This window comes from Pseudomonas sp. C32 (assembly GCF_030417915.1).
Lineage (GTDB): Bacteria > Pseudomonadota > Gammaproteobacteria > Pseudomonadales > Pseudomonadaceae > Aquipseudomonas.
The window spans coordinates 1-19,716 of record NZ_JAUHUK010000031.1 but is presented as its reverse complement, the minus strand read 5'-3'; the positions used below and the strand labels follow the sequence as shown (position 1 = coordinate 19,716).

Annotated in this window: 14 protein-coding genes; 7 read left to right on the top strand and 7 right to left on the bottom strand. The window is 59.9% G+C overall.

What is annotated here, in order from left to right; all coding sequences use genetic code 11:
* The first annotated feature begins 86 nt into the window (after positions 1–86).
* Complete coding sequence (locus tag QYH43_RS25465; RefSeq protein WP_301158370.1) at positions 87–1,667, top strand: aldehyde dehydrogenase (NADP(+)); 1,581 nt, start codon at positions 87–89, stop codon at positions 1,665–1,667.
* 111 nt (positions 1,668–1,778) lie between these two features.
* Here QYH43_RS25465 and QYH43_RS25460 read toward each other — a convergent pair whose 3' ends face one another.
* A complete protein-coding gene (locus QYH43_RS25460; RefSeq protein ID WP_301158369.1) occupies positions 1,779–2,687 on the bottom strand; it encodes a DMT family transporter in 909 nt (302 codons plus the stop codon).
* 158 nt (positions 2,688–2,845) lie between these two features.
* Between QYH43_RS25460 and aceK the strand changes: the two genes are divergently transcribed.
* The 3 genes from aceK to QYH43_RS25445 all read left to right on the top strand — a co-directional run bounded on the left by aceK (position 2,846) and on the right by QYH43_RS25445 (position 10,083).
* Positions 2,846–4,564, top strand: a complete 1,719-nt coding sequence (aceK, locus tag QYH43_RS25455) for a bifunctional isocitrate dehydrogenase kinase/phosphatase (RefSeq protein ID WP_095060678.1) — start codon at positions 2,846–2,848, stop codon at positions 4,562–4,564.
* 168 nt (positions 4,565–4,732) lie between these two features.
* Positions 4,733–8,644, top strand: coding sequence for an ATP-dependent RNA helicase HrpA (gene hrpA, locus QYH43_RS25450; RefSeq protein ID WP_301158368.1), 3,912 nt, complete (start codon positions 4,733–4,735; stop codon positions 8,642–8,644).
* 317 nt (positions 8,645–8,961) lie between these two features.
* Complete coding sequence (locus QYH43_RS25445; RefSeq protein ID WP_301158367.1) at positions 8,962–10,083, top strand: beta-ketoacyl-ACP synthase III; 1,122 nt, start codon at positions 8,962–8,964, stop codon at positions 10,081–10,083.
* A 316-nt stretch (positions 10,084–10,399) separates the two neighbouring features.
* Here the strand turns inward: QYH43_RS25445 and QYH43_RS25440 are convergent, their stop codons facing one another.
* Complete coding sequence (locus QYH43_RS25440; protein WP_095060684.1) at positions 10,400–11,731, bottom strand: putative porin; 1,332 nt, start codon at positions 11,729–11,731, stop codon at positions 10,400–10,402.
* A gap of 283 nt (positions 11,732–12,014) precedes the next feature.
* Here QYH43_RS25440 and QYH43_RS25435 point away from each other — a divergent pair, with 283 nt between their 5' ends.
* Positions 12,015–13,139: a GNAT family N-acetyltransferase gene (locus tag QYH43_RS25435; RefSeq protein ID WP_301158366.1), complete on the top strand. Its 1,125-nt coding sequence runs from the start codon at positions 12,015–12,017 to the stop codon at positions 13,137–13,139.
* Positions 13,140–13,151: 12 nt separating this feature from the next.
* On the opposite strand, the gene aqpZ is transcribed toward QYH43_RS25435, so the two are convergent.
* From aqpZ to QYH43_RS25410, 5 genes are all read right to left on the bottom strand, one after another.
* Positions 13,152–13,850, bottom strand: coding sequence for an aquaporin Z (gene aqpZ, locus QYH43_RS25430; protein ID WP_095060688.1), 699 nt, complete (start codon positions 13,848–13,850; stop codon positions 13,152–13,154).
* Positions 13,851–14,153: 303 nt separating this feature from the next.
* Positions 14,154–15,986 (bottom strand): ABC transporter ATP-binding protein, encoded by a 1,833-nt coding sequence (locus tag QYH43_RS25425; RefSeq protein WP_095152169.1) that lies wholly within the window; start codon positions 15,984–15,986, stop codon positions 14,154–14,156.
* A 93-nt stretch (positions 15,987–16,079) separates the two neighbouring features.
* The gene (locus QYH43_RS25420; protein ID WP_095058941.1) at positions 16,080–16,637 is read right to left on the bottom strand and encodes a peptidylprolyl isomerase; all 558 of its coding nucleotides are present in this window, start codon (positions 16,635–16,637) and stop codon (positions 16,080–16,082) included.
* Between the two features lie 3 nt (positions 16,638–16,640).
* A complete protein-coding gene (locus QYH43_RS25415) occupies positions 16,641–17,444 on the bottom strand; it encodes an alpha/beta hydrolase (RefSeq protein ID WP_095058942.1) in 804 nt (267 codons plus the stop codon).
* Positions 17,445–17,458: 14 nt separating this feature from the next.
* Positions 17,459–18,382 (bottom strand): LysR family transcriptional regulator, encoded by a 924-nt coding sequence (locus tag QYH43_RS25410; RefSeq protein ID WP_095058943.1) that lies wholly within the window; start codon positions 18,380–18,382, stop codon positions 17,459–17,461.
* Positions 18,383–18,431: 49 nt separating this feature from the next.
* Between QYH43_RS25410 and QYH43_RS25405 the strand changes: the two genes are divergently transcribed.
* The gene (locus QYH43_RS25405) at positions 18,432–18,746 is read left to right on the top strand and encodes a 3-phosphoglycerate kinase (protein WP_301158365.1); all 315 of its coding nucleotides are present in this window, start codon (positions 18,432–18,434) and stop codon (positions 18,744–18,746) included.
* 224 nt (positions 18,747–18,970) lie between these two features.
* Positions 18,971–19,570 (top strand): FMN-dependent NADH-azoreductase, encoded by a 600-nt coding sequence (locus QYH43_RS25400; RefSeq protein ID WP_095058945.1) that lies wholly within the window; start codon positions 18,971–18,973, stop codon positions 19,568–19,570.
* Positions 19,571–19,716 lie beyond the last annotated feature (146 nt).

Here is a 19,716-nt window from a genome sequence, read left to right as displayed (position 1 = left end):
CATCAATCAACATTGATAGCGCCTGACACACCGCTATCGCCAGCAAGCCGGCTCCTACAGGTTGGCAATTGATCAAGGAATTCGACATGACCACGTTACTCGGACACAACTACATCGGCGGTCGCCGCAGTGCCAATGGCACGACGCAACTGCAAAGTTTCGATGCAACGACGGGCGATCCGCTCCCCGGACACTTCTTTCAGGCATCCGCAGCCGAAGTGAATGCCGCTGCCGATGCCGCTGCCGCGGCGTACCCGATCTACCGCAACCTGAGCGCGGAAAAACGCGCCACTTTCCTCGATGCCATTGCCGATGAAATCGATGCATTGGGCGATGAGTTCGTTGCCACCGTGTGTCGCGAAACCGCGCTGCCAGCCGGGCGTATTCAAGGTGAACGGGGGCGAACCAGCGGCCAGCTGCGTCTGTTCGCCAAAGTACTGCGCCGCGGCGACTTTTACGGTGCGCGCATCGACCGGGCGTTGCCGGATCGCCAACCATTGCCGCGTCCTGATCTGCGCCAGTACCGCATCGCGCTCGGGCCGGTGGCGGTGTTCGGTGCCAGCAACTTTCCGCTGGCATTCTCCACCGCCGGTGGCGATACCGCTTCGGCACTGGCTGCCGGTTGCCCGGTGGTGTTCAAGGCTCACAGCGGGCACATGGCGACGGCCGAATGGGTGGCAGACGCAATCATTCGCGCCGCCGAGCGCACGGAAATGCCAGCGGGCGTGTTCAACATGATCTACGGCGGCGGTGTCGGCGAGTGGCTGGTCAAGCACCCGGCTATTCAGGCCGTGGGTTTTACCGGTTCGCTCAAGGGCGGCAATGCTTTGAGCCAAATGGCCGCGACTCGGTCGCAGCCAATCCCGGTGTTCGCCGAGATGTCGAGTATCAATCCGGTGTTCCTGTTGCCCGAGGCGTTGGCGGTGCGCGGTGAGCAGATCGCAGCGCAACTGGCCGGTTCGGTCACGATGGGGTGCGGTCAGTTCTGCACCAATCCCGGCCTGGTCATCGGTTTGCGCTCGCCGCAATTCAGCACCTTTCTGGAAACCTTTTGCGCGAGCATGAACCAGCAACCGCCACAAACCATGCTCAATGCCGGAACCCTGGCCAGCTACAGCCGAGGCTTGGGGGAATTGCACGAGCATCCGGGTCTGACCCATTTGGCGGGTAAGCCACAACTGGGCAATCAGGCGCAGCCGCAGGTGTTCAAGGCCGATGTCGGTTTGTTGCTCAAGGGTGATGAGCTGTTGCAGGAGGAAGTGTTCGGGCCGGCCACCATCGTTATCGAAGTCGAGGACCGGGCGCAGCTCACGGCGGCGTTGCAGGGGTTGCGTGGGCAATTGACGGCGACGCTGATCGGCGAGGCCGATGAGTTGCTGGAGTACCGTTGGCTGGCTGAAATGCTGCAAGAGAAAGTTGGACGGATCTTGCTTAATGGCTATCCGACCGGAGTCGAAGTCTGCGAGGCGATGGTGCATGGCGGGCCGTATCCGGCGACGTCGGATTCGCGTGGCACGTCCGTCGGGACCCTGGCGATTGATCGTTTCCTGCGGCCGGTGTGCTTCCAGAATTACCCGGATGCGTTGTTGCCAGAAGCGTTGCAGAACAGTAATCCGTTGGGGATTCGGCGGTTGGTGGATGGGGAGGTCACTCAGTCAGCTTTGTGATTGTTGGTGTCTGATCTGACGCCATCGCTGGCAAGCCAGCTCCTACAGGGTTATACGCGTCCTTGTAGGAGCTGGCTTGCCGGCGATGGCGTCATCAGCAGCACCACCGAACTACTTGGCAGTCACCTCAGCCACTTTCACAGCAGCCGGCTTCAACACCAGCCACAACGCCAGCGCAATCAACAACCCGCCATAGACATGCGCCATCGACAGCGGCTCATCGAGAAACATCGCCCCCCACAACACACCGAACAGCGGGATCAAAAAGGTTGTGGTCATCGACTTCACCGGACCAATCGAGCTCAGGAGCCGGAAGTAAACAATGTACGCAAACGCCGTGCATCCCAGGCCCAACCCCAGCAACGACAGCCACACGCTCCAGCCGCCCCAGCTTGCGGGTGGCTGGCTGATCACGCTGTAGCCGAACAGCGGCAACAGGAACAACGTCGCGCCGAGCATGCTGCCCAGTGCCGACAAACGGCTGTCGAGACCTCCGGCCTGATCGAGCCAGCGGCGGGCCAGAAACCCCGCAAATCCGTAGCAAGTGGTCGCGAGCAGGCAGGCGACGGCACCCATCAGCAGCTCCATATCGAACGCCACCGGGCCGGCACGGGTCAGCACGCCCACGCCGAACAGCCCCAGGCACACGCCGCCGAGTTTGGCGCCGGTGAGCCTTTCATGGAAAAACAGGCCGCCGATCAGCACGCCCATCAAGGGGGTCGTGGCATTGAAAATCGACGAGTAACCAGCCGGCAGCACCTGCGCGGCCACCGAATAGAGCGTCGCCGGAATCCCGGAGTTGATCACCCCGAGCAGCATCACGGTTTTGAGTTTGCCCTTGAAATCCCAACTGATGCGCATCAGCCCAAGAATCACCAGCAGTCCGGCTGCGGCGATCGATACACGGAAAAAAGCGGTCGGAATGCTGCCAATCACCGGAGCGATGATGCGCATGAACAGAAAACTCGCACCCCAAATGGCCGCCAGGGACAGTAAACGGAAAATATCGACGGGGTTCACAGCGCGTTCCTTCCTTGATGAGGGCGAGAGTGTTGCTGACAGCCTTGTCCGTGGCAACCGGAAAACGGGCATTTAATTCCCCGGTAAAATTACGCTTCTCCTGCACCCGGTTCACTGGCTAAGCTCAGGGCTCACGAATTCCCGCAGAGGTCTCACCCATGCCGCAGCAATGGCCAGCCGCCGATATCGCCCGCTTGATCCTCGATGGCTTTGACGATTACCGCGAGCATTTTCGCCAGATCACCGATGGCGCCCGGGCGCGTTTCGAACAAGCCAAGTGGCAGGAAACGCAAACGGCGTCGGCGGCGCGGATCAATCTGTACGAAGATAAAGTCAGCGAAACGGTGGAGAAACTGCGCACTGCGTTTGACGCAGACACGCTGGACGTCAGCTGCTGGCCGCTGGTGAAAAGCGCCTACATCAGCCTGATCGACCTGCGTTTCGACGATGAATTGTCCGAGACCTGGTACAACTCGATCTTCTGCGGGCTGTTCAGCCACGACCTGATCAGCGACGGCTGCATGTTTATCCATACCACCCGGCCGAGCCTGCGTCGGGCCCGCGCTGCGCAAACCCGCACCTACAAACCCCAGGGCCAGTTGTCCGGCATGCTAGCGAGCATCTTTGCCGATTACCGTTTCAGCGAGGAGTACGCCGACCTGTCCGGTGACTTGACGCGCCTGGAAGCGCAGCTGCGCGAGAACCTGCCGGACTGGGTGTGCAAGGACCCGGAGCTGAGCGTCGAACTGTTTTCCTCGGTGCTCTACCGCAATAAAGGCGCGTACCTGGTGGGGCGCATCTACACCGCCGACGAGCAATGGCCGCTGGCGATTCCGCTGCTGCACCTCGAAGGTCGCGGCATTCAGATCGATGCGTTGATCACCGACGAAGCGGACGTGTCGATCATCTTCTCGTTCACCCGTTCGTATTTCATGGTGGATGTGCCGGTGCCGGCGGAGTTCATCGGCTTTCTCAAGCGCATCCTGCCGGGCAAGCACATCGCCGAGCTGTACACCTCGATCGGCTTCTACAAGCACGGCAAGTCCGAGTTCTACCGGGCGCTGATCAATCACCTGGCCAACACCGATGACCAGTTCATCATGGCCCCCGGTGTGCGTGGCATGGTGATGAGCGTGTTCACCCTGCCGGGTTTCAACACCGTGTTCAAAATCATCAAAGACCGTTTCTCGCCGTCGAAAAACGTCGACCGTGCCACGGTGATCGAGAAGTACCGGCTGGTAAAAAGCGTCGACCGCGTTGGGCGCATGGCCGATACCCAGGAGTTCGCCGACTTCCGTTTTCCGTTGAGCAAGTTCGATCCGGCGTGCCTCGAAGAATTGCTGGAAGTCGCGGCGTCCACGGTGTCGGTGGAAGGCGACACGGTGCTGATCCGTCACTGCTGGACCGAACGACGCATGACTCCGCTTAACCTGTACCTGGAAAACGCCAACGAGGCGCAGGTGCGTGAAGCGCTGGAGGATTATGGTCTGGCGATCAAGCAACTGGCGGCGGCAAACATCTTTCCCGGTGACATGCTGCTGAAGAACTTCGGCGTCACCCGTCACGGTCGGGTGGTGTTCTACGACTACGACGAGATCTGCTTCCTGACCGAAGCCAACTTCCGCCACATCCCGCTACCGCGCACCCCGGAAGACGAAATGGCCTCCGAGCCGTGGTATTCGATCGGGCCGCTGGACGTGTTCCCCGAAGAGTTCCCGCCGTTCCTGTTTGCCGATTTCGGCCAGCGCAAGCTGTTCGATCAACTGCATGGCGAGTTGTACAACGCCGATTACTGGAAAAGCCTGCAAGAGGCGATTCGGGCGGGGAAGGTGATTGATGTGTTCCCGTATCGGCGCAAGGGCCACGATACCGAATAACCCCACCCCCCTGTAGGAGCCGGCTTGCCGACGAAGGCCATCCTGAGCCTTGCATCGCCAGTGCGGACGCCTTCGCCAGCAAGCCGGCTCCTACAAGGGATCTCGTTCATCCTTTAAATCTGCGACAATCCGCACCCTGCGCCACTAGACGACCGAATTGCATACCCGATGACCGACGAATCGCCCTCCATCGACAAACTGCTGAAAAACCTCGATCACGCCATGCTCGCCGACCGCCACCGGCTGCGGCGGCAGTTGCTTGAGCTGCGCAAGAAACCCGACGAGGCCAAGCTGGCCCAGTGGGTGGCGCGGATGCAGGTGTCCTGTGATCAGGTGCTGGCCCGCCGCGCCAGCCTGCCGCTGATTCGTTACGACGACAGTTTGCCGATTGCCGCCAAGCGCGACGAAATCAAAAAGGCACTGGAAAAGCACCAGGTGCTGATCATCGCTGGCGAAACCGGCTCGGGTAAAACCACCCAGTTGCCGAAAATCTGCCTGGAAATCGGTCGCGGCCAGCATGGCCTGATCGGTCACACCCAACCACGCCGGATCGCGGCGCGCAGCGTGGCCAGTCGCGTTGCCGAAGAGCTGGGCACGCCGTTGGGCGCATTGGTCGGCTATCAGGTGCGGTTCGAGGACCAGAGCGATTCCAATACCCTGATCAAACTGATGACCGACGGCATCTTGCTCGCGGAAACCCAGAACGACCGGTATCTGGAACGCTACGACACGATCATCGTCGACGAAGCCCACGAACGCAGCCTCAACATCGATTTCCTGCTCGGTTACCTGAAAACCCTGCTGCCGCGTCGTCCGGACCTGAAAGTCATCATCACTTCGGCAACCATCGACCTGGAGCGCTTCTCCAAGCATTTCGACGACGCGCCAATCGTTGAAGTGTCCGGGCGTACATTCCCTGTGGACACCTGGTATCGCCCGCTGACGCTGGAGCAGGACGAAGAAGGTAACCGCGTCGAGGATGACCTGACGGTGGATCAGGCGATCCTCGCCACCCTCGACGAAATCGCCGCGTTTGAGCGCGGCGAACGCCGCAGTCCCGGTGACGTGCTGGTGTTCCTGCCCGGTGAGCGCGAGATTCGCGACGCCGCCGACATGCTGCGCAAGGCCCAGCTCAAGCACACCGAAATTCTGCCGTTGTACGCGCGCTTGTCGCCGGCCGAACAACAGCGGATTTTCCAGTCACACCCAGGGCGTCGCGTGGTGCTGGCGACCAACGTCGCGGAAACCTCGCTGACCGTACCGGGCATCCGTTACGTGATCGACAGCGGCACCGCACGCATCAGTCGCTACAGCTACCGCGCCAAGGTTCAGCGCCTGCCCATCGAAGCGGTTTCCCAGGCCAGCGCCAACCAGCGTAAGGGTCGATGCGGGCGCGTCGAACCGGGCATTTGCATCCGCCTCTACAGCGAAGAAGATTTCCTCGGGCGCCCGGAATTTACCGATCCGGAAATCCTGCGTACCAACCTCGCCGCCGTTATTTTGCAGATGCTGCACCTGCGTCTCGGCGAGGTCACCGCGTTTCCGTTTATCGAGCCGCCGGATGGCAAGGCCATCAGCGACGGTTACAACCTGCTGCAGGAACTCTCGGCAGTCGACCGCAACAGCCAGCTTACCCCGCTCGGTCGTCAGTTGGCGCGGCTGCCGGTGGACCCGCGCATGGGGCGCATGCTGATTGAAGCGGCCAAGCTTGGCAGCTTGCAGGAAGTGCTGATCGTCGCCAGCGCCATGTCGATTCAGGACCCGCGCGAGCGTCCGCCGGAACGCCAGCAAGCAGCGGATCAGGCCCATGCTCAATGGAAAGACACCGATTCGGATTTCGCCGGGCTGGTCAATCTGTGGCGTGGTTTTGAAGAGCAGCGCCAGGCGCTGACGGCCAGTCCACTGCGCAATTGGTGCCGCAAGAATTTCCTCAATTACCTGCGCTTGCGTGAATGGCGTGACTCCCATCGCCAGTTGAGCCTGATCTGCCGCGACATGCAGTTGAGCCTCAATAAAGAGCCGGCCGATTACCCGAAACTGCACAAAGCGGTATTGGTGGGCCTGCTCAGCCAGATCGGCCAGAAGACCGAAGACGGCGATTACCTTGGCGCCCGTCAGCGACGTTTCTGGATTCACCCGTCGTCGGGCATCGGCAAGAAGCGCCCGCAATGGCTGATGACCGCCGAACTGGTGGAAACCACCAAGCTCTACGCACGCATGGTCGCCAAGATCGATGCCGACTGGATCGAGCCGCTGGCCGGGCACCTGATCAAGAAAAACCACTTCGAACCCCATTGGGAGAAGAAGCGTGGTCAGGTCGTAGCGTTCGAGCAGATCACCTTGTTCGGCTTGATAGTGGTCGGTCGTCGTCCGGTGCATTACGGTCCGGTCGATCCGGTGGTGTCCCGCGAATTGTTCATCCGCGAAGCGCTGGTGCGCGGCGAGATTCAGTCAAAAGCCAAATGCCTGACGGCCAACAAACAGTTACTGGAACAACTCGACGAACTGGAAGCCAAGGCCCGTCGCCGCGACATTCTGGCCGACGAAGAAACCCTGTACGCCTTCTACGACGCGAGATTGCCGGCAGAGATCCACCAGACCGCGACTTTCGACAGTTGGTACCGGATCAACAGCCAGAAAGATCCGCAACTGCTGATCATGCGCGAAGAAGACGTGCTGGCCCGCGAAGCCAGTGAAGTCACCGCCCAGCATTACCCGGACACGCTGCACATCGGCGATCTGGAACTGGCGCTGAGCTACCACTTCGAACCGAACCATCCACGGGATGGCGTGACCCTGCGTGTGCCGGCGCCGCTGTTGCCGATGCTGCCACCGGAGCGCCTGGAATGGCTGGTGCCGGGTTTGATCGAAGCCAAGTGCATTGCCCTGGTGCGCAACCTGCCCAAGGCCTTGCGCAAGAATTTTGTGCCGGTGCCGGACTTCGTCAAAGCGGCGTTGCAGCGCATGACGTTTGCCGAGGGCTCGCTGCCCCAGGCGTTGGGCCGTGAACTGTTGCGCATGACCGGCGCCCGCGTCAGCGACGAAGCCTGGAGCGAAGCGGCGCAGCAGGTCGAAAGCCATCTGCGGATGAACCTGGAAATCGTCGACGCCCAGGGCAAATTCCTCGGCGAAGGTCGCGATCTGGCTGAACTGACGGCGCGTTTTGCCGAAGCCAGCCAGGCGGCATTGGCCGTACCGCAAACCGCAAAAAACCAGCAACCGGTCGAGCCGAAAGTGTTCGCTGCCGTGGCCGAGAAAACCCAGCAGAAGATCGCCGGGCTGTCGATGACGGTTTACCCTGCCTTGGTGGAAGAGGGTGGCACGGTCAAGGAAGGGCGCTTCTCGACCCCGGCCGAAGCCGAGTTCCAGCATCGCCGCGCCTTGCAACGCCTGCTGATGCAGCAACTGGCTGAACCCGCCAAGTTCCTGCGCGGCAAGTTGCCGGGCTTGACCGAGCTGGGCCTGCTGTACCGCGACATGGGCCGTGTCGATGCGCTGGTGGAAGACATTCTGCTAGCCAGCCTCGACAGCTGCATTCTCGAGGGCGAAGACCCGTTACCCCGTGACGGCGCCGGTCTGGCATCGCTGGCCGAGCGCAAGCGTGGCGCCTGGACCGAGCACTCCGAGCGCGTGGCGAAGTTGACCCTGGAAATCCTCAAGCTCTGGCATGGCCTGCAAAAACGCTTCAAGGGCAAGATCGACCTCGCCCAAGCCGTGGCCCTGAACGACATCAAGCAACAGCTCAGTCATCTGGTGTACCCGGGGTTTGTCCGGGAAACGCCGATGCAGTGGCTCAAGGAACTGCCGCGTTATCTCAAGGCGATCGAACAACGCTTCGAAAAAATCGGCGCCCAGGTACAGCGGGATCGGGTCTGGAGCGGCGAATTGTCCGGCCTGTGGACGCAATACCAGACCCGCGCCAACAAGCATGCCCAGGAAGGCAAGCGCGATCCGCAGCTGGAGCTGTATCGCTGGTGGCTCGAGGAGTACCGGGTTTCATTGTTCGCCCAGCAATTGGGGACCAAGGTCCCGATCTCCGACAAGCGCCTGAACAAGCAGTGGACCCAGGTCGAACCCTGAAACGGCCCCCTGTAGGAGCCGGCTTGCTGGCGATGGCGTTCTTCAAGGCGCTTTCGCCAGCAAGCCGGCTCCTACAGGTCATCCCCATTCCGAAACGCCGTTTGAGGTCAAGTCATCTCGCAAATAGGGCGAAAACCCAAGGTTTATGGCAAACTTCGCGCCTATAAATGCCGACCCCGCGGTTTTGAGCCTTCGCGCCGTGAGCAGGACGGATAAAGTGATGCCAGGTTTGCCTCCCCGGATGGGAATAGACCCCTTGTGTGTTGGTACGTCGGTGCCAATGCTTTCTGCCTGAACAGATTATTAGAGACACGACCATGCATAACGTCGTCATCAGCGGCACCGGCCTGTACACCCCGGCCAACAGCATCTCCAACGAAGAGCTGGTGCAGTCTTTCAATACTTATGTGGCGCAATTCAACGCCGATAACGCCGACGCCATTGCGCGCGGTGAAGTCGACGCGTTGACCGAATCCAGCGCAGCCTTCATCGAAAAAGCGTCCGGCATCAAGAGCCGCTTTGTCATGGACAAGGAAGGCATCCTCGATCCGCAACGCATGGCACCGCGCTTGCCGGAGCGTTCCAACGACGAATGGTCGGTGCTTTGCCAGATGGCCATCGGCGCTGCCGAGCAAGCCCTGCAACGCGCCGGCAAGACCGCCGCGGACATCGACGGCGTGATCGTCGCCTGCTCCAACCTGCAACGCGCCTACCCGGCCATTGCCATCGAAGTCCAGGAAGCGCTGGGCATCCAGGGTTTCGGTTTCGACATGAACGTGGCGTGCTCCTCGGCGACCTTCGGCATCCAGACCGCTGCCAACAGCGTGCAACTGGGCCAGGCCCGGGCGATCCTGATGGTCAACCCGGAAGTCTGCACCGGTCACCTGAACTTCCGCGACCGCGACAGCCACTTCATCTTCGGTGACGCCGCCACCGCCGTGATCATCGAACGTGCCGATCTGGCGACGTCCAAGCACCAGTTCGACATCGTCAGCACCAAATTGCTGACCAAGTTCTCCAACAACATCCGCAACAACTTCGGCTTCCTCAACCGCGCGGCGGAAGAGGGCATCGGTGCCAAGGACAAATTGTTCGTGCAGGAAGGCCGCAAGGTGTTCCGCGATGTTTGCCCGATGGTGGCCGAGCTGATCGCTACGCACCTGGAAGAAAACCAGCTCAACATCAGCGACGTGACGCGCTTCTGGCTGCACCAGGCCAACCTGAGCATGAACCACCTGATCGTCAAGAAACTGCTCGGCCGCGATGCGACCGAACAGGAAGCGCCGGTGATTCTCGACACGTACGCCAACACCAGCTCCGCAGGCTCCGTGATTGCATTCCACAAGAACCAGGACGATCTGGCTGCCGGCTCGCTGGCGGTACTGAGCTCGTTCGGCGCCGGGTATTCGATTGGTAGCGTGTTGCTGCGCAAGCGTTGATTGTGTTGCTGTAACTGAAAAGATCGCGTGTTTTGTGGCGGTGAGAGTTTTGTGGCGAGGGGGCTTGCCCCCGTTCGACGACGCAGTCGTCGCAATACAGCGGTGCGGTGTGTCCGACAGTCTGCGATGGCTGCTTTCGGGACCGCTTCGCAGTCCAGCGCGAGCAAGCTCGCTCGCCACAAATGTCCGGTTTTCCAGGCTTTGAAAAACAAAAAGCCCAGCGTTGAAGTATCGGCGGATGATGGGGACCGATACATCAACGCGAGGCTGTAAAACGGGCTCAGGCATCCTTGCTGGAGTCGTATGGCGCGGTGAATCAGAACTTCGCTTCAGCATCCAGTTGCAGGGTGTTGATGTCAGAATCTTTCTTGTTGGTGCTGGCGTTGGTGTAGTCAGAGTTAGCCATGAAGTACGTGGCGCCGAGGGTGAAGTTCTTGTCCAACTCGTAGCTCGCTTTCAACTTGCTGCCGCGCGAACCAGTGTAACCGTAGGCGAAGTCAGAGTCGGTGAAGGCGCCGACCACCGCGTTACGTTGTACATCACGGTAGTTGTAGTCCAGTGCAACGCCGTAGAACTTGGTCTTGACCCCGGCCAACCAAGCAGTGTCCTGGTCATTACTGGCGTCGGTGTTGTTGACGTACTGACCGTACAGCGACAGCGGCATTGGCAGACCGCCGATGTCCAACTGACCGAAACCTTCGTACAAGTTGAATTCTTCGCCCGGGCTGTTGCCATTGACGGCCAGCGCACACGGCGCAGTGGTGCTGCCGGAGGTAGGGCAAGCGCTGTCTTCATCGTTGTCGTAGGCGTAGAGACTGCCGCCCAGGGTCATTTTCAGGTTGTCAGTGAGAGCGAAGCGCCCACCCAACTGACCTGCGTAAAGACGCAGGTCATTTTTGAATTGCACGCCTTCGCCGTCGACGTTGTCCTTGAGGGTGTAGTGACCAGCGCTACCGAACAGCTCGGTGCTGCCGCCCAGCGGGTACTTGTAAGTGACTGCCAGTCCTTCCGGGTTGACGTCGCTATCCCAGATGATGTCGCCCATGCTCACCCATTGCTGCGGCATCTTGCCGCCAACGAGGTGCAGGTTCTTGATGGCGTCGGGGTGGTAGTCGATGTAACCCAGGTCCAGCCAAATCTCCTTCTTGTTAAAGTAGTTGTCCAAGTCCTGGTTGGTGGAGCGAGCGTCGTCGTTGCTGCCAGTGGCAATACGAATACCGGTGTCGACTTGCGGGTTGATTTCGCTGTAGGCACCCAGGCGGGCACGAATACGCTGACGGTTCTTGTCTTTGTTGTTGGGCGCGTCGTTGTTCTCGATAGATTCCTGACGGAAACGCATGTCGCCCTTGAATTGGGTCTTGGCAGCCCACGCCAGTTTCTGGTCGAAGGTGCTCAGGGCTTCGGTTTTCTTCGCGGTCGCGGTGATTTGCTCGTTGGTCTCTTGTTGAGCCTGACGGGCAATTTGCTGATCTTTCTGATCCCGGGCCAGTTCGGCCTGCAGTTCGCTGTACTGCGCGTTGGTAATCGAGCCGTTAGCCTTGAGCATGTCGAGCAGTTTGGCGTCGACTGCGGCGTTGGCCGAAACACTCATGGCCAGCATCAGGCTGCCGCAGAGGGCCGCCGCAGTTTTCGTGGAAGCAAGACGCATATCAATCTCCGAAGATGAGAGTGGATGACTGAGCCATCCAGGGCACAACCGACCATTGATGGACGGAAAACAGTGGCCGGGTTAGAACCCGACGCTCTAAAAACTGGCGCCAGTATCGCGATGGTTTATTACAAGGCAGTGGCAATGTGATGTCATGTCGGTGACGATACGAAGTCACCCTGAACTATTGAGTTAGAGCCTTGTCGGCCGAATGCCCGTGTGAAAAGGGGAGCGATAAGCGATACTCGCGAGGCTTTCACGCCATAAAAGAGTGAGGACGGTGATGCCGTTGCAACGCCTGCAAAAACTGTCAGAAATCGCCCCGCAGACGTGGGATGCGCTGGTGCCCGAGACGCAGCCTTTTCTGCGCCATGCCTTTCTGAGCGCACTCGAAGACAGTGGCAGTGTCGGTCCCCATTCCGGTTGGCAGCCCGAGCATTTGCTGCACATAGAAGGTGATCGCCTGATCGCCGCGCTGCCCGGTTACCGTAAATGGCACTCTTACGGCGAATACGTGTTCGATCACGCCTGGGCCGATGCCTGTGAACGTGCCGGCATCGACTACTACCCCAAGTTTCTGAGCGCCGTACCGTTCAGTCCGGTGAGTGGGCCGCGTTTGCTGGCGGCCACTATTGAGGACGGTTTTGAACTACTCAAAAGCCTGCCGGGCTACCTCGAAATCGAACAACTCTCCAGCGCCCACATCAATTTCACCGACCCGTTCACCGACGCTGCCTTGAGTGAACAGCCAGGTTGGCTGCAGCGCATCGGCTGCCAGTACCACTGGCAGAACCGCGGTTATCGGGATTTTCAGGATTTTCTCGATGTATTGAGTTCGCGCAAGCGCAAACAGATGCGCAAGGAACGCGAGCAGGTAGCGGGGCAGGGCATCGATTTTGAATGGCTCGAAGGCCGAGAACTGAGCGAGGCGCAGTGGGATTTTGTTTACGCCTGTTACGCCAATACGTACGCGGTGCGTCGGCAAGCACCTTATCTGACCCGCGACTTTTTCAGCCTGTTGGCCGAGCGCATGCCGGAATCGATTCGTGTGGTGCTGGCCAGGCAAGGCTCACGCCCGGTGGCGATGGCGTTCAGTCTGGTGGGGGGCGACAGCTTTTACGGACGCTACTGGGGATGCCTGGCGGAGTACGATCGCCTGCATTTCGAGACCTGTTTCTATCAGGGTATGGACTATGCGATTGCCAACGGTTTCCAGCGCTTTGATGCCGGGGCGCAAGGGGAGCACAAGTTGATTCGCGGCTTCGAGCCCGTCATTACGCATTCCTGGCACTACGTGCGGCATCCGGGTTTGAAAGCGGCGGTGAAGGATTTTCTGGAACAGGAGCGGCTTGGCGTACTGGGTTACGCAGAAGAAGCGAGATCAGCCCTGCCTTATCGGCAAGGCTGATCCAGTTACCGGTCAGTTCTCTTCTTTACCCAGCCAGCGATAAAGCACACCGCCGACCACCGCACCGAGCAACGGCGCGACCCAGAACAACCAGAGTTGTTGGATCGCCCAACCGCCGACGATCAGTGCCGGGCCGGTGCTGCGCGCCGGGTTGACTGAGGTGTTGGTCACCGGGATCGAGATCAGGTGAATCAGGGTCAGGCCCAGGCCGATGGCAATCGGAGCCAGTCCTGCCGGGGCGCGTTTGTCGGTGGCACCGAGGATGATCAGGATGAACATCGCGGTCATCACCAGTTCAGTGACAAACCCCGCCGCCATCGAGTATCCGCCAGGCGAGTGTTCGCCGTAGCCGTTGGACGCCAGGCCCGAGGCCAGTTCAAAACCGGGTTTGCCACTGGCAATGAAGTACAACAGGGCCGCTGCGATCACTGCGCCAATCACCTGGGCGATGATGTAGGCGGGCAGTTCTTTGGCCGGAAAACGTCCGCCGACCACCAGGCCCAACGACACCGCCGGGTTGAGGTGGCAACCGGAGATATGGCCGATGGCAAACGCCATGGTCAGCACGGTCAGGCCGAACGCGAAGGAAACCCCCAGCAGGCCGATCCCCACGTCCGGAAAAGCCGCGGCCAGCACCGCACTGCCGCAACCACCCAGCACCAGCCAGAATGTACCTACCAACTCTGTAGCGGAACGTTTGAACAGAGACATGAGAAAGTGCCTTATCGAAATTATGCTGCCTTGTGCATCCAGCCGATGGACCGCAGAACCATCTCCAGAACGTTGAAGTGAGTACAGCACGGTTTTTTGAGATTTCCACGTGCTAAGAACTGCGAGAGCCCGTTTTTGACAGGTTCTGGCGGTTTTTTTTGTGCACGATTGTCTTTACTGGCTCCCCTGTGGGAGCGAGCGAGGGTGCTCGCGATGGCGGTGAATCAGACGAACTGATGTCGACCGACACTCCATCATCGCGAGCAAGCTCGCTCCTACAGGGAAAGCGTGGTGCTCGCTGGATCAGTCGATCCCGACAAACCCACCCGTCTGGTGTTGCCACAACCGTGCATACAAACCGCCGTGGGCCAGCAGTTCGGCGTGGCTGCCGGTCTCTGCGATCTTGCCGTTTTCCAGTACCACCAACCGATCCATCCGGGCGATGGTCGAGAGACGGTGGGCGATGGCGATCACGGTTTTGCCCTGCATCAGGGTTTCGAGGCTTTCCTGGATCGCCGCTTCAACTTCCGAATCCAGCGCCGAGGTCGCCTCGTCCATGATCAGGATGGGCGCATCCTTGAGCAGCACCCGGGCGATGGCGATGCGCTGGCGCTGACCGCCGGAAAGTTTCACCCCGCGCTCACCGACGTGGGCATCGAAACCGGTACGGCCTTCGGCGTCCGACAGCGACGGGATGAACCCGTCGGCCCGGGCTTTATGCACGGCTTCCCAGAGTTCGGCGTCGGTGGCATCGGGTTTGCCGTACAGCAAGTTGTCGCGGATCGAGCGGTGCAGCAGCGACGTGTCCTGGGTGATCATGCCGATGCGTTCGCGCAGGCTTTCCTGGCTGACGTCGGCAATGTTCTGGCCATCGATGAGGATGCGTCCGCCTTCAACGTCATAGAGGCGCAACAGCAGGTTCACCAAGGTCGATTTGCCCGCGCCGGACGGACCGATCAGGCCGATTTTTTCGCCGGGTTTGATGTTCAGGTTGAGACCACCAATGATCCCGCTCTGCTTGCCGTAGTGGAAATCCACGTGTTCGAAGCGCACTTCACCACGGGCCACGGCCAAGGGTTTGGCTTGATCGCGGTCGGTGACGGACACCGGTTGCGAAATGCTCTGCAAGCCGTCCTGGACCATGCCGATGTTTTCGAAAATGCCGGTCACCACCCACATGATCCAGCCGGACATGTTGACGATCCGGATCACCAGGCCCGTGGCCAGGGCAATCGCGCCCACGGTGATCAGCGACTGCGTCCACAGCCACAGGGCCAGACCGGTGGTGCAGACGATCAGCAGGCCGTTGATGCTGGTGATGACCACGTCCATGCTGGTGACGACACGGCCGGCCATTTGGGCTTTCTCGGTTTGTTCCCTGATGGCTTCGCGGGCGTATTGCTGTTCGAAATTGGTGTGGGCGAACAGCTTCAGGGTCGTGATGTTGGTGTAGCCGTCGACAATCCGTCCCATGAGTTTGGAGCGCGCGTCGGACGCCAGCACCGAGCGGTCCTTGACCCGTGGCACGAAGTAATAGAGCGCGCCGATGAAGGCGATGATCCACGTCAGCAACGGGATCATCAGGCGCCAGTCGGCTTCGGCGAACAGCACCAGCGAGCTGATGGCGTAGATGAGCACATGCCACAGTGCGTCCACGGCCTGCACGGCGGAATCGCGCAGTGAGTTGCCGGTCTGCATGATGCGTTGGGCGATGCGCCCGGCGAAGTCGTTCTGGAAAAAGTTCAGGCTCTGTTTGAGCACGTAGCTGTGGTTCTGCCAGCGGATCATGCTGGTCATGCTGGGGCTCAGGGTCTGGTGCACCAGCAGGTCATGCAGGCCGACAAAAATCGGGCGCAGGACCAGTGCCACGACCACCATCCACGCCAGTTCCAGGCCATGCTCCTTGAACAGATTGACGTTCGGCTCGCCCTGGGCCAGGTCGATGATGCGGCTCAGGTAGCTGAACAGCGCCACTTCGATCAAGGCACCGAACAGTCCGACGATCAACAGGGCGGCAAAGCTTGGCCACACCTGCTTGAGGTAATAGGTATAAAAAGGGAAGACCCGGTCCGGCGGGGACGCCGTCGGTGCATCACGGAAAATATCGATCAGTTTTTCAAAGCGGCGATAAAGCATTGTTTTTTCGCCCACAAAGGGGCTCTCCTTTAAACGGTTTGAGCGTTGCCGGCAGCACCGGCAACGGCTCGGACGTCCTTGTCCAGCTTAGTCTCAGTCGATGCGCTTGGCCGACTTGATGAATACCGGGTCGGCCGGTACGTCTTTCATGCCGCCACGCGTGGTGGTTGGCGAGTTGACGATGATGTCCACCACGTCCATGCCTTTGACCACTTTGCCGAATACCGCGTAGCCATCACCCTGGTCGAGGAAGTCGTTGTCCTTGACGTTGATGAAGAACTGGCTGGTGGCCGAATCAGGCACCGAGGTACGGGCCATGGACAAGGTGCCGCGCACGTTGTGCAGGCCGTTTTTCGATTCGTTCTTGATCGGTGCGTTGGTGTCTTTTTGCTGCATCTGTTGCGTGAAACCGCCGCCCTGGACCATGAAGCCCGGGATCACACGGTGGAAAATCGTGTTGTTGTAGAAGCCTTTGTCGACGTACTCAAGGAAGTTCTTGGTACTGATCGGGGCCTTGACCGCGTCCAGTTCGATTTCGATCTGGCCGTTGGTGGTCTCCAGCAGAACGTGCGGCGCTGTTGCAGGCGTCGCGGCCATCAGGTTGGCGGCAAACAGAACGGAGCCAGCGGCGAGGGCGATTTTTTTCAGCATGGGTCAATGATCCTGAGTGGTGGTGTCGACTGCGGTGAGGAACTCGAGCAGCGTCTGGTTGAATGCTTCCGGCTGATCCAATGGTGTGGCGTGGCGTGAATCGGCGATCACCGCCAGCCGCGCATCAGGCAGCAGTTTTACGTAGTTTTCCTTCAGCGAAACCGGTGTGTAATCACGGTCGGCGCTGACGATGAGCGTTGGACAGGATACCTTCGAAAGTCGTTCCTGAACCCCCCAGCCCACGATGGCATTGAAGCTGGCGAGATAAGCATGTTTGTCGTTTTTTGCCCAGCGTTCGGCCATCTTTTGTCGCAAATCGGCCTGCTCGGGTTTCGGGAACAGCTTGCTGCCCAGTGCTTTGCCGATGGTGCCCAGGCTCAGCACATGCATAAGGCTCCAGCGCTTGAACCACTGCCAGTAGTCGTCGCGGGTGCGCAGTTTGACCTCGGGCGCGCTGTTGACGATGCACAGGCTTTTGAGCAGTTGCGGCTGATCCGCGCCCAGTTGAAAGCCGATCATGCCACCCATCGACAAGCCTACATAATGTGTCGGACCAAGGTTCAGATGCTCCATCAGCGCGATCATATCTGCGCTGAACCCGGCAATGCTGTAGCGCTCCCGGGGTTTGTCCGAGCGACCGTGGCCGCGTACATCCGGGACGATGACCCGATAGCGGCTTGAAAGCGCCGGGATCTGTTTTTCCCAGTCCAGCGTGCTGGAACCCAGCCCATGGACCAGCAGCAGCGGCGCGCCGTGGCCGTATTCCTCATAGTGCAGGTTGCAACCTTCGTGTTCGAAATAGGCCATGCATACACTCCGTGTCAGGCTTGTTCAGGGGCGGCAAACGGTGCATCCAGCGGCGCGGTGTCGAAGGTGCGCAGCAGTTCGATGAGAATTTGCGTGGCCGGCCCCAGCGGTTTGTCCTTGTTTGAATACAGGTAGAAGCTCGGGTTGCGGCTTCCGCCCTGATCCAACGGTAGCAGCTTGAGCGTCCCTTCCTTGAGTTCCCGCTCGATCATGTGCCGAGGCAGCCAGGCAAACCCCAGACCGCTGCTGACGAACGTCGCGGCGGTGGCCAGGCTGCCGACGGTCCAGCGCTGTTCGGCACCGAGCCAGCCGACGTCCCGAGGTTGCTGGCGGCCCGAGTCGCGGATCACCACTTGCATCTGGCTTTCCAGGTCCTGGAAATTCAGCTCGCGGTTGAGGCGGTGCAGGGGATGCTCCGGGTGGGCCACCGCCACGAATTCGACGTCGCTCAATTCCGCACCCAGATAACCGGGAATGCTGAAACCCGTGATGGCCAGGTCGGCCACGCCTTCGAGCAGCACTTCCTCCACGCCCGACAGCACTTCTTCACGCAGACGCACGCGGCAGCCACGGCTTTGCGGCATGAAGGCCGTCAGCGCGCGCACGAGGCGGGCGCTCGGGTAGGCGGCATCGACCACCAGACGCACTTCGGCCTCCCAGCCTTGCTCCATGTGGTGGGCGAGGTCCTCCAGCTGACTGGCCTGTTTCACCAGTTGCCGGGAGCGGCGCAACAACACGCCGCCGGCCTCGGTCAGTACCGCTTTGCGCCCATCGATGCGCAACAGCGGCACGCCGAGCTGATCCTGCATGCGCGCCACGGTGTAGCTGACCGACGATTGCGAACGGTGCAGCGCCTCGGCGGCCTGGGCGAAGCCGCCGTGATCGACCACGGCCTGAAGCGTTCGCCATTGATCAAGGGTCACGCGGGGCGCTTTCATGTTGAGCTCCTCTTGTCCTAAGCTGGCAGCCCTTACTGGAGGCTGCCGAATGAAGAAAATCTGTTGTGTGCTGCTGGCGATGTTGCCGCTGACCGCGTTTGCCTATCCGATCGATGTGAAGAAAAACCTCAACGACATGAAAATCGACTTCGAAACCTTCGATACCGATAGCGATATTGGCTCCATTCGAGTGGCCAACTACGGCGATGTCGATGCGAGCTGCAAGGCAGTTTTCAGTAATGGTCCGGAAGCTCCGCGCACACGTAAATTCGAGGTCCCGGCCGGCAAACATAAATCCGCCACCGCCAAATTCAGCCGCAACATCATCAAACTGCGTATCGAGCTGACCTGCGCCCCGAAATAGAGCCCTGTGCGGGAGCTCGCTCGCGATGCGGTGGTTAATCGATATCACCGTGTCTGCTACACCCTCGCGAGCAAGCTCGCTCCTGCAAAGGGCAGAGGACAGGGTTTTCTTATAAACGAATTTATTGATGGGTTATAGCAGTTATTTGCGCTTTTTCATCGATACGACTCTGTTTAACCTTCACTCCATCGACCTACAGCATTCTCAGATGGAGGCTACATCCAATGTCCCGCGTTCTGATCATCGAAAGCAGTGCCCGTCAGCAAGACTCGGTTTCCCGTCAGCTGACCCAGACCTTCATCAAGCAGTGGCAAGCCTCCCACCCGAACGACCAGATCACAGTGCGTGACCTGGCCGTCAATCCGGTACCGCACCTGGACATCAACCTGCTGGGTGGCTGGATGAAGCCCGCCGAGCAGCGCAATGACATCGAACAGGTCTCTCTGGAACGCTCCAACCACTTGACCGATGAATTGCTCGCCGCCGATGTGCTGGTGATGGCTGCGCCGATGTACAACTTTGCGATTCCCAGCACCCTGAAAGCCTGGCTCGACCACGTGCTGCGTGCCGGTGTGACCTTCAAGTACACCGAAACCGGTCCCCAAGGCCTGCTCAGCGGCAAGCGCGCCTATGTGTTGACGGCTCGTGGCGGGATCTATGCCGGCAGCACGGCCGATCACCAGGAACCGTATCTGCGCCAGGTCATGGGCTTCATCGGGATTCACGACGTGACGTTCATTCACGCCGAAGGCATGAACCTGGGTGGCGACTTCCAGGAGAAAGGCCTGAACCAGGCGAACGCCAAGCTTGCCCAGGTGGCCTGACCCGTTAATCGCCAGATAATCGCTGCATGGTCTAGTGACCTGGCGCAACCCTTCAAGGCTGCACGCGCATCGAACCTCCCTTCGCACTTGTTGCTCCTGAGTGCTCCCGCCCGATTGAACGCTTTAGCGAGATCGGGCTTTTTTTT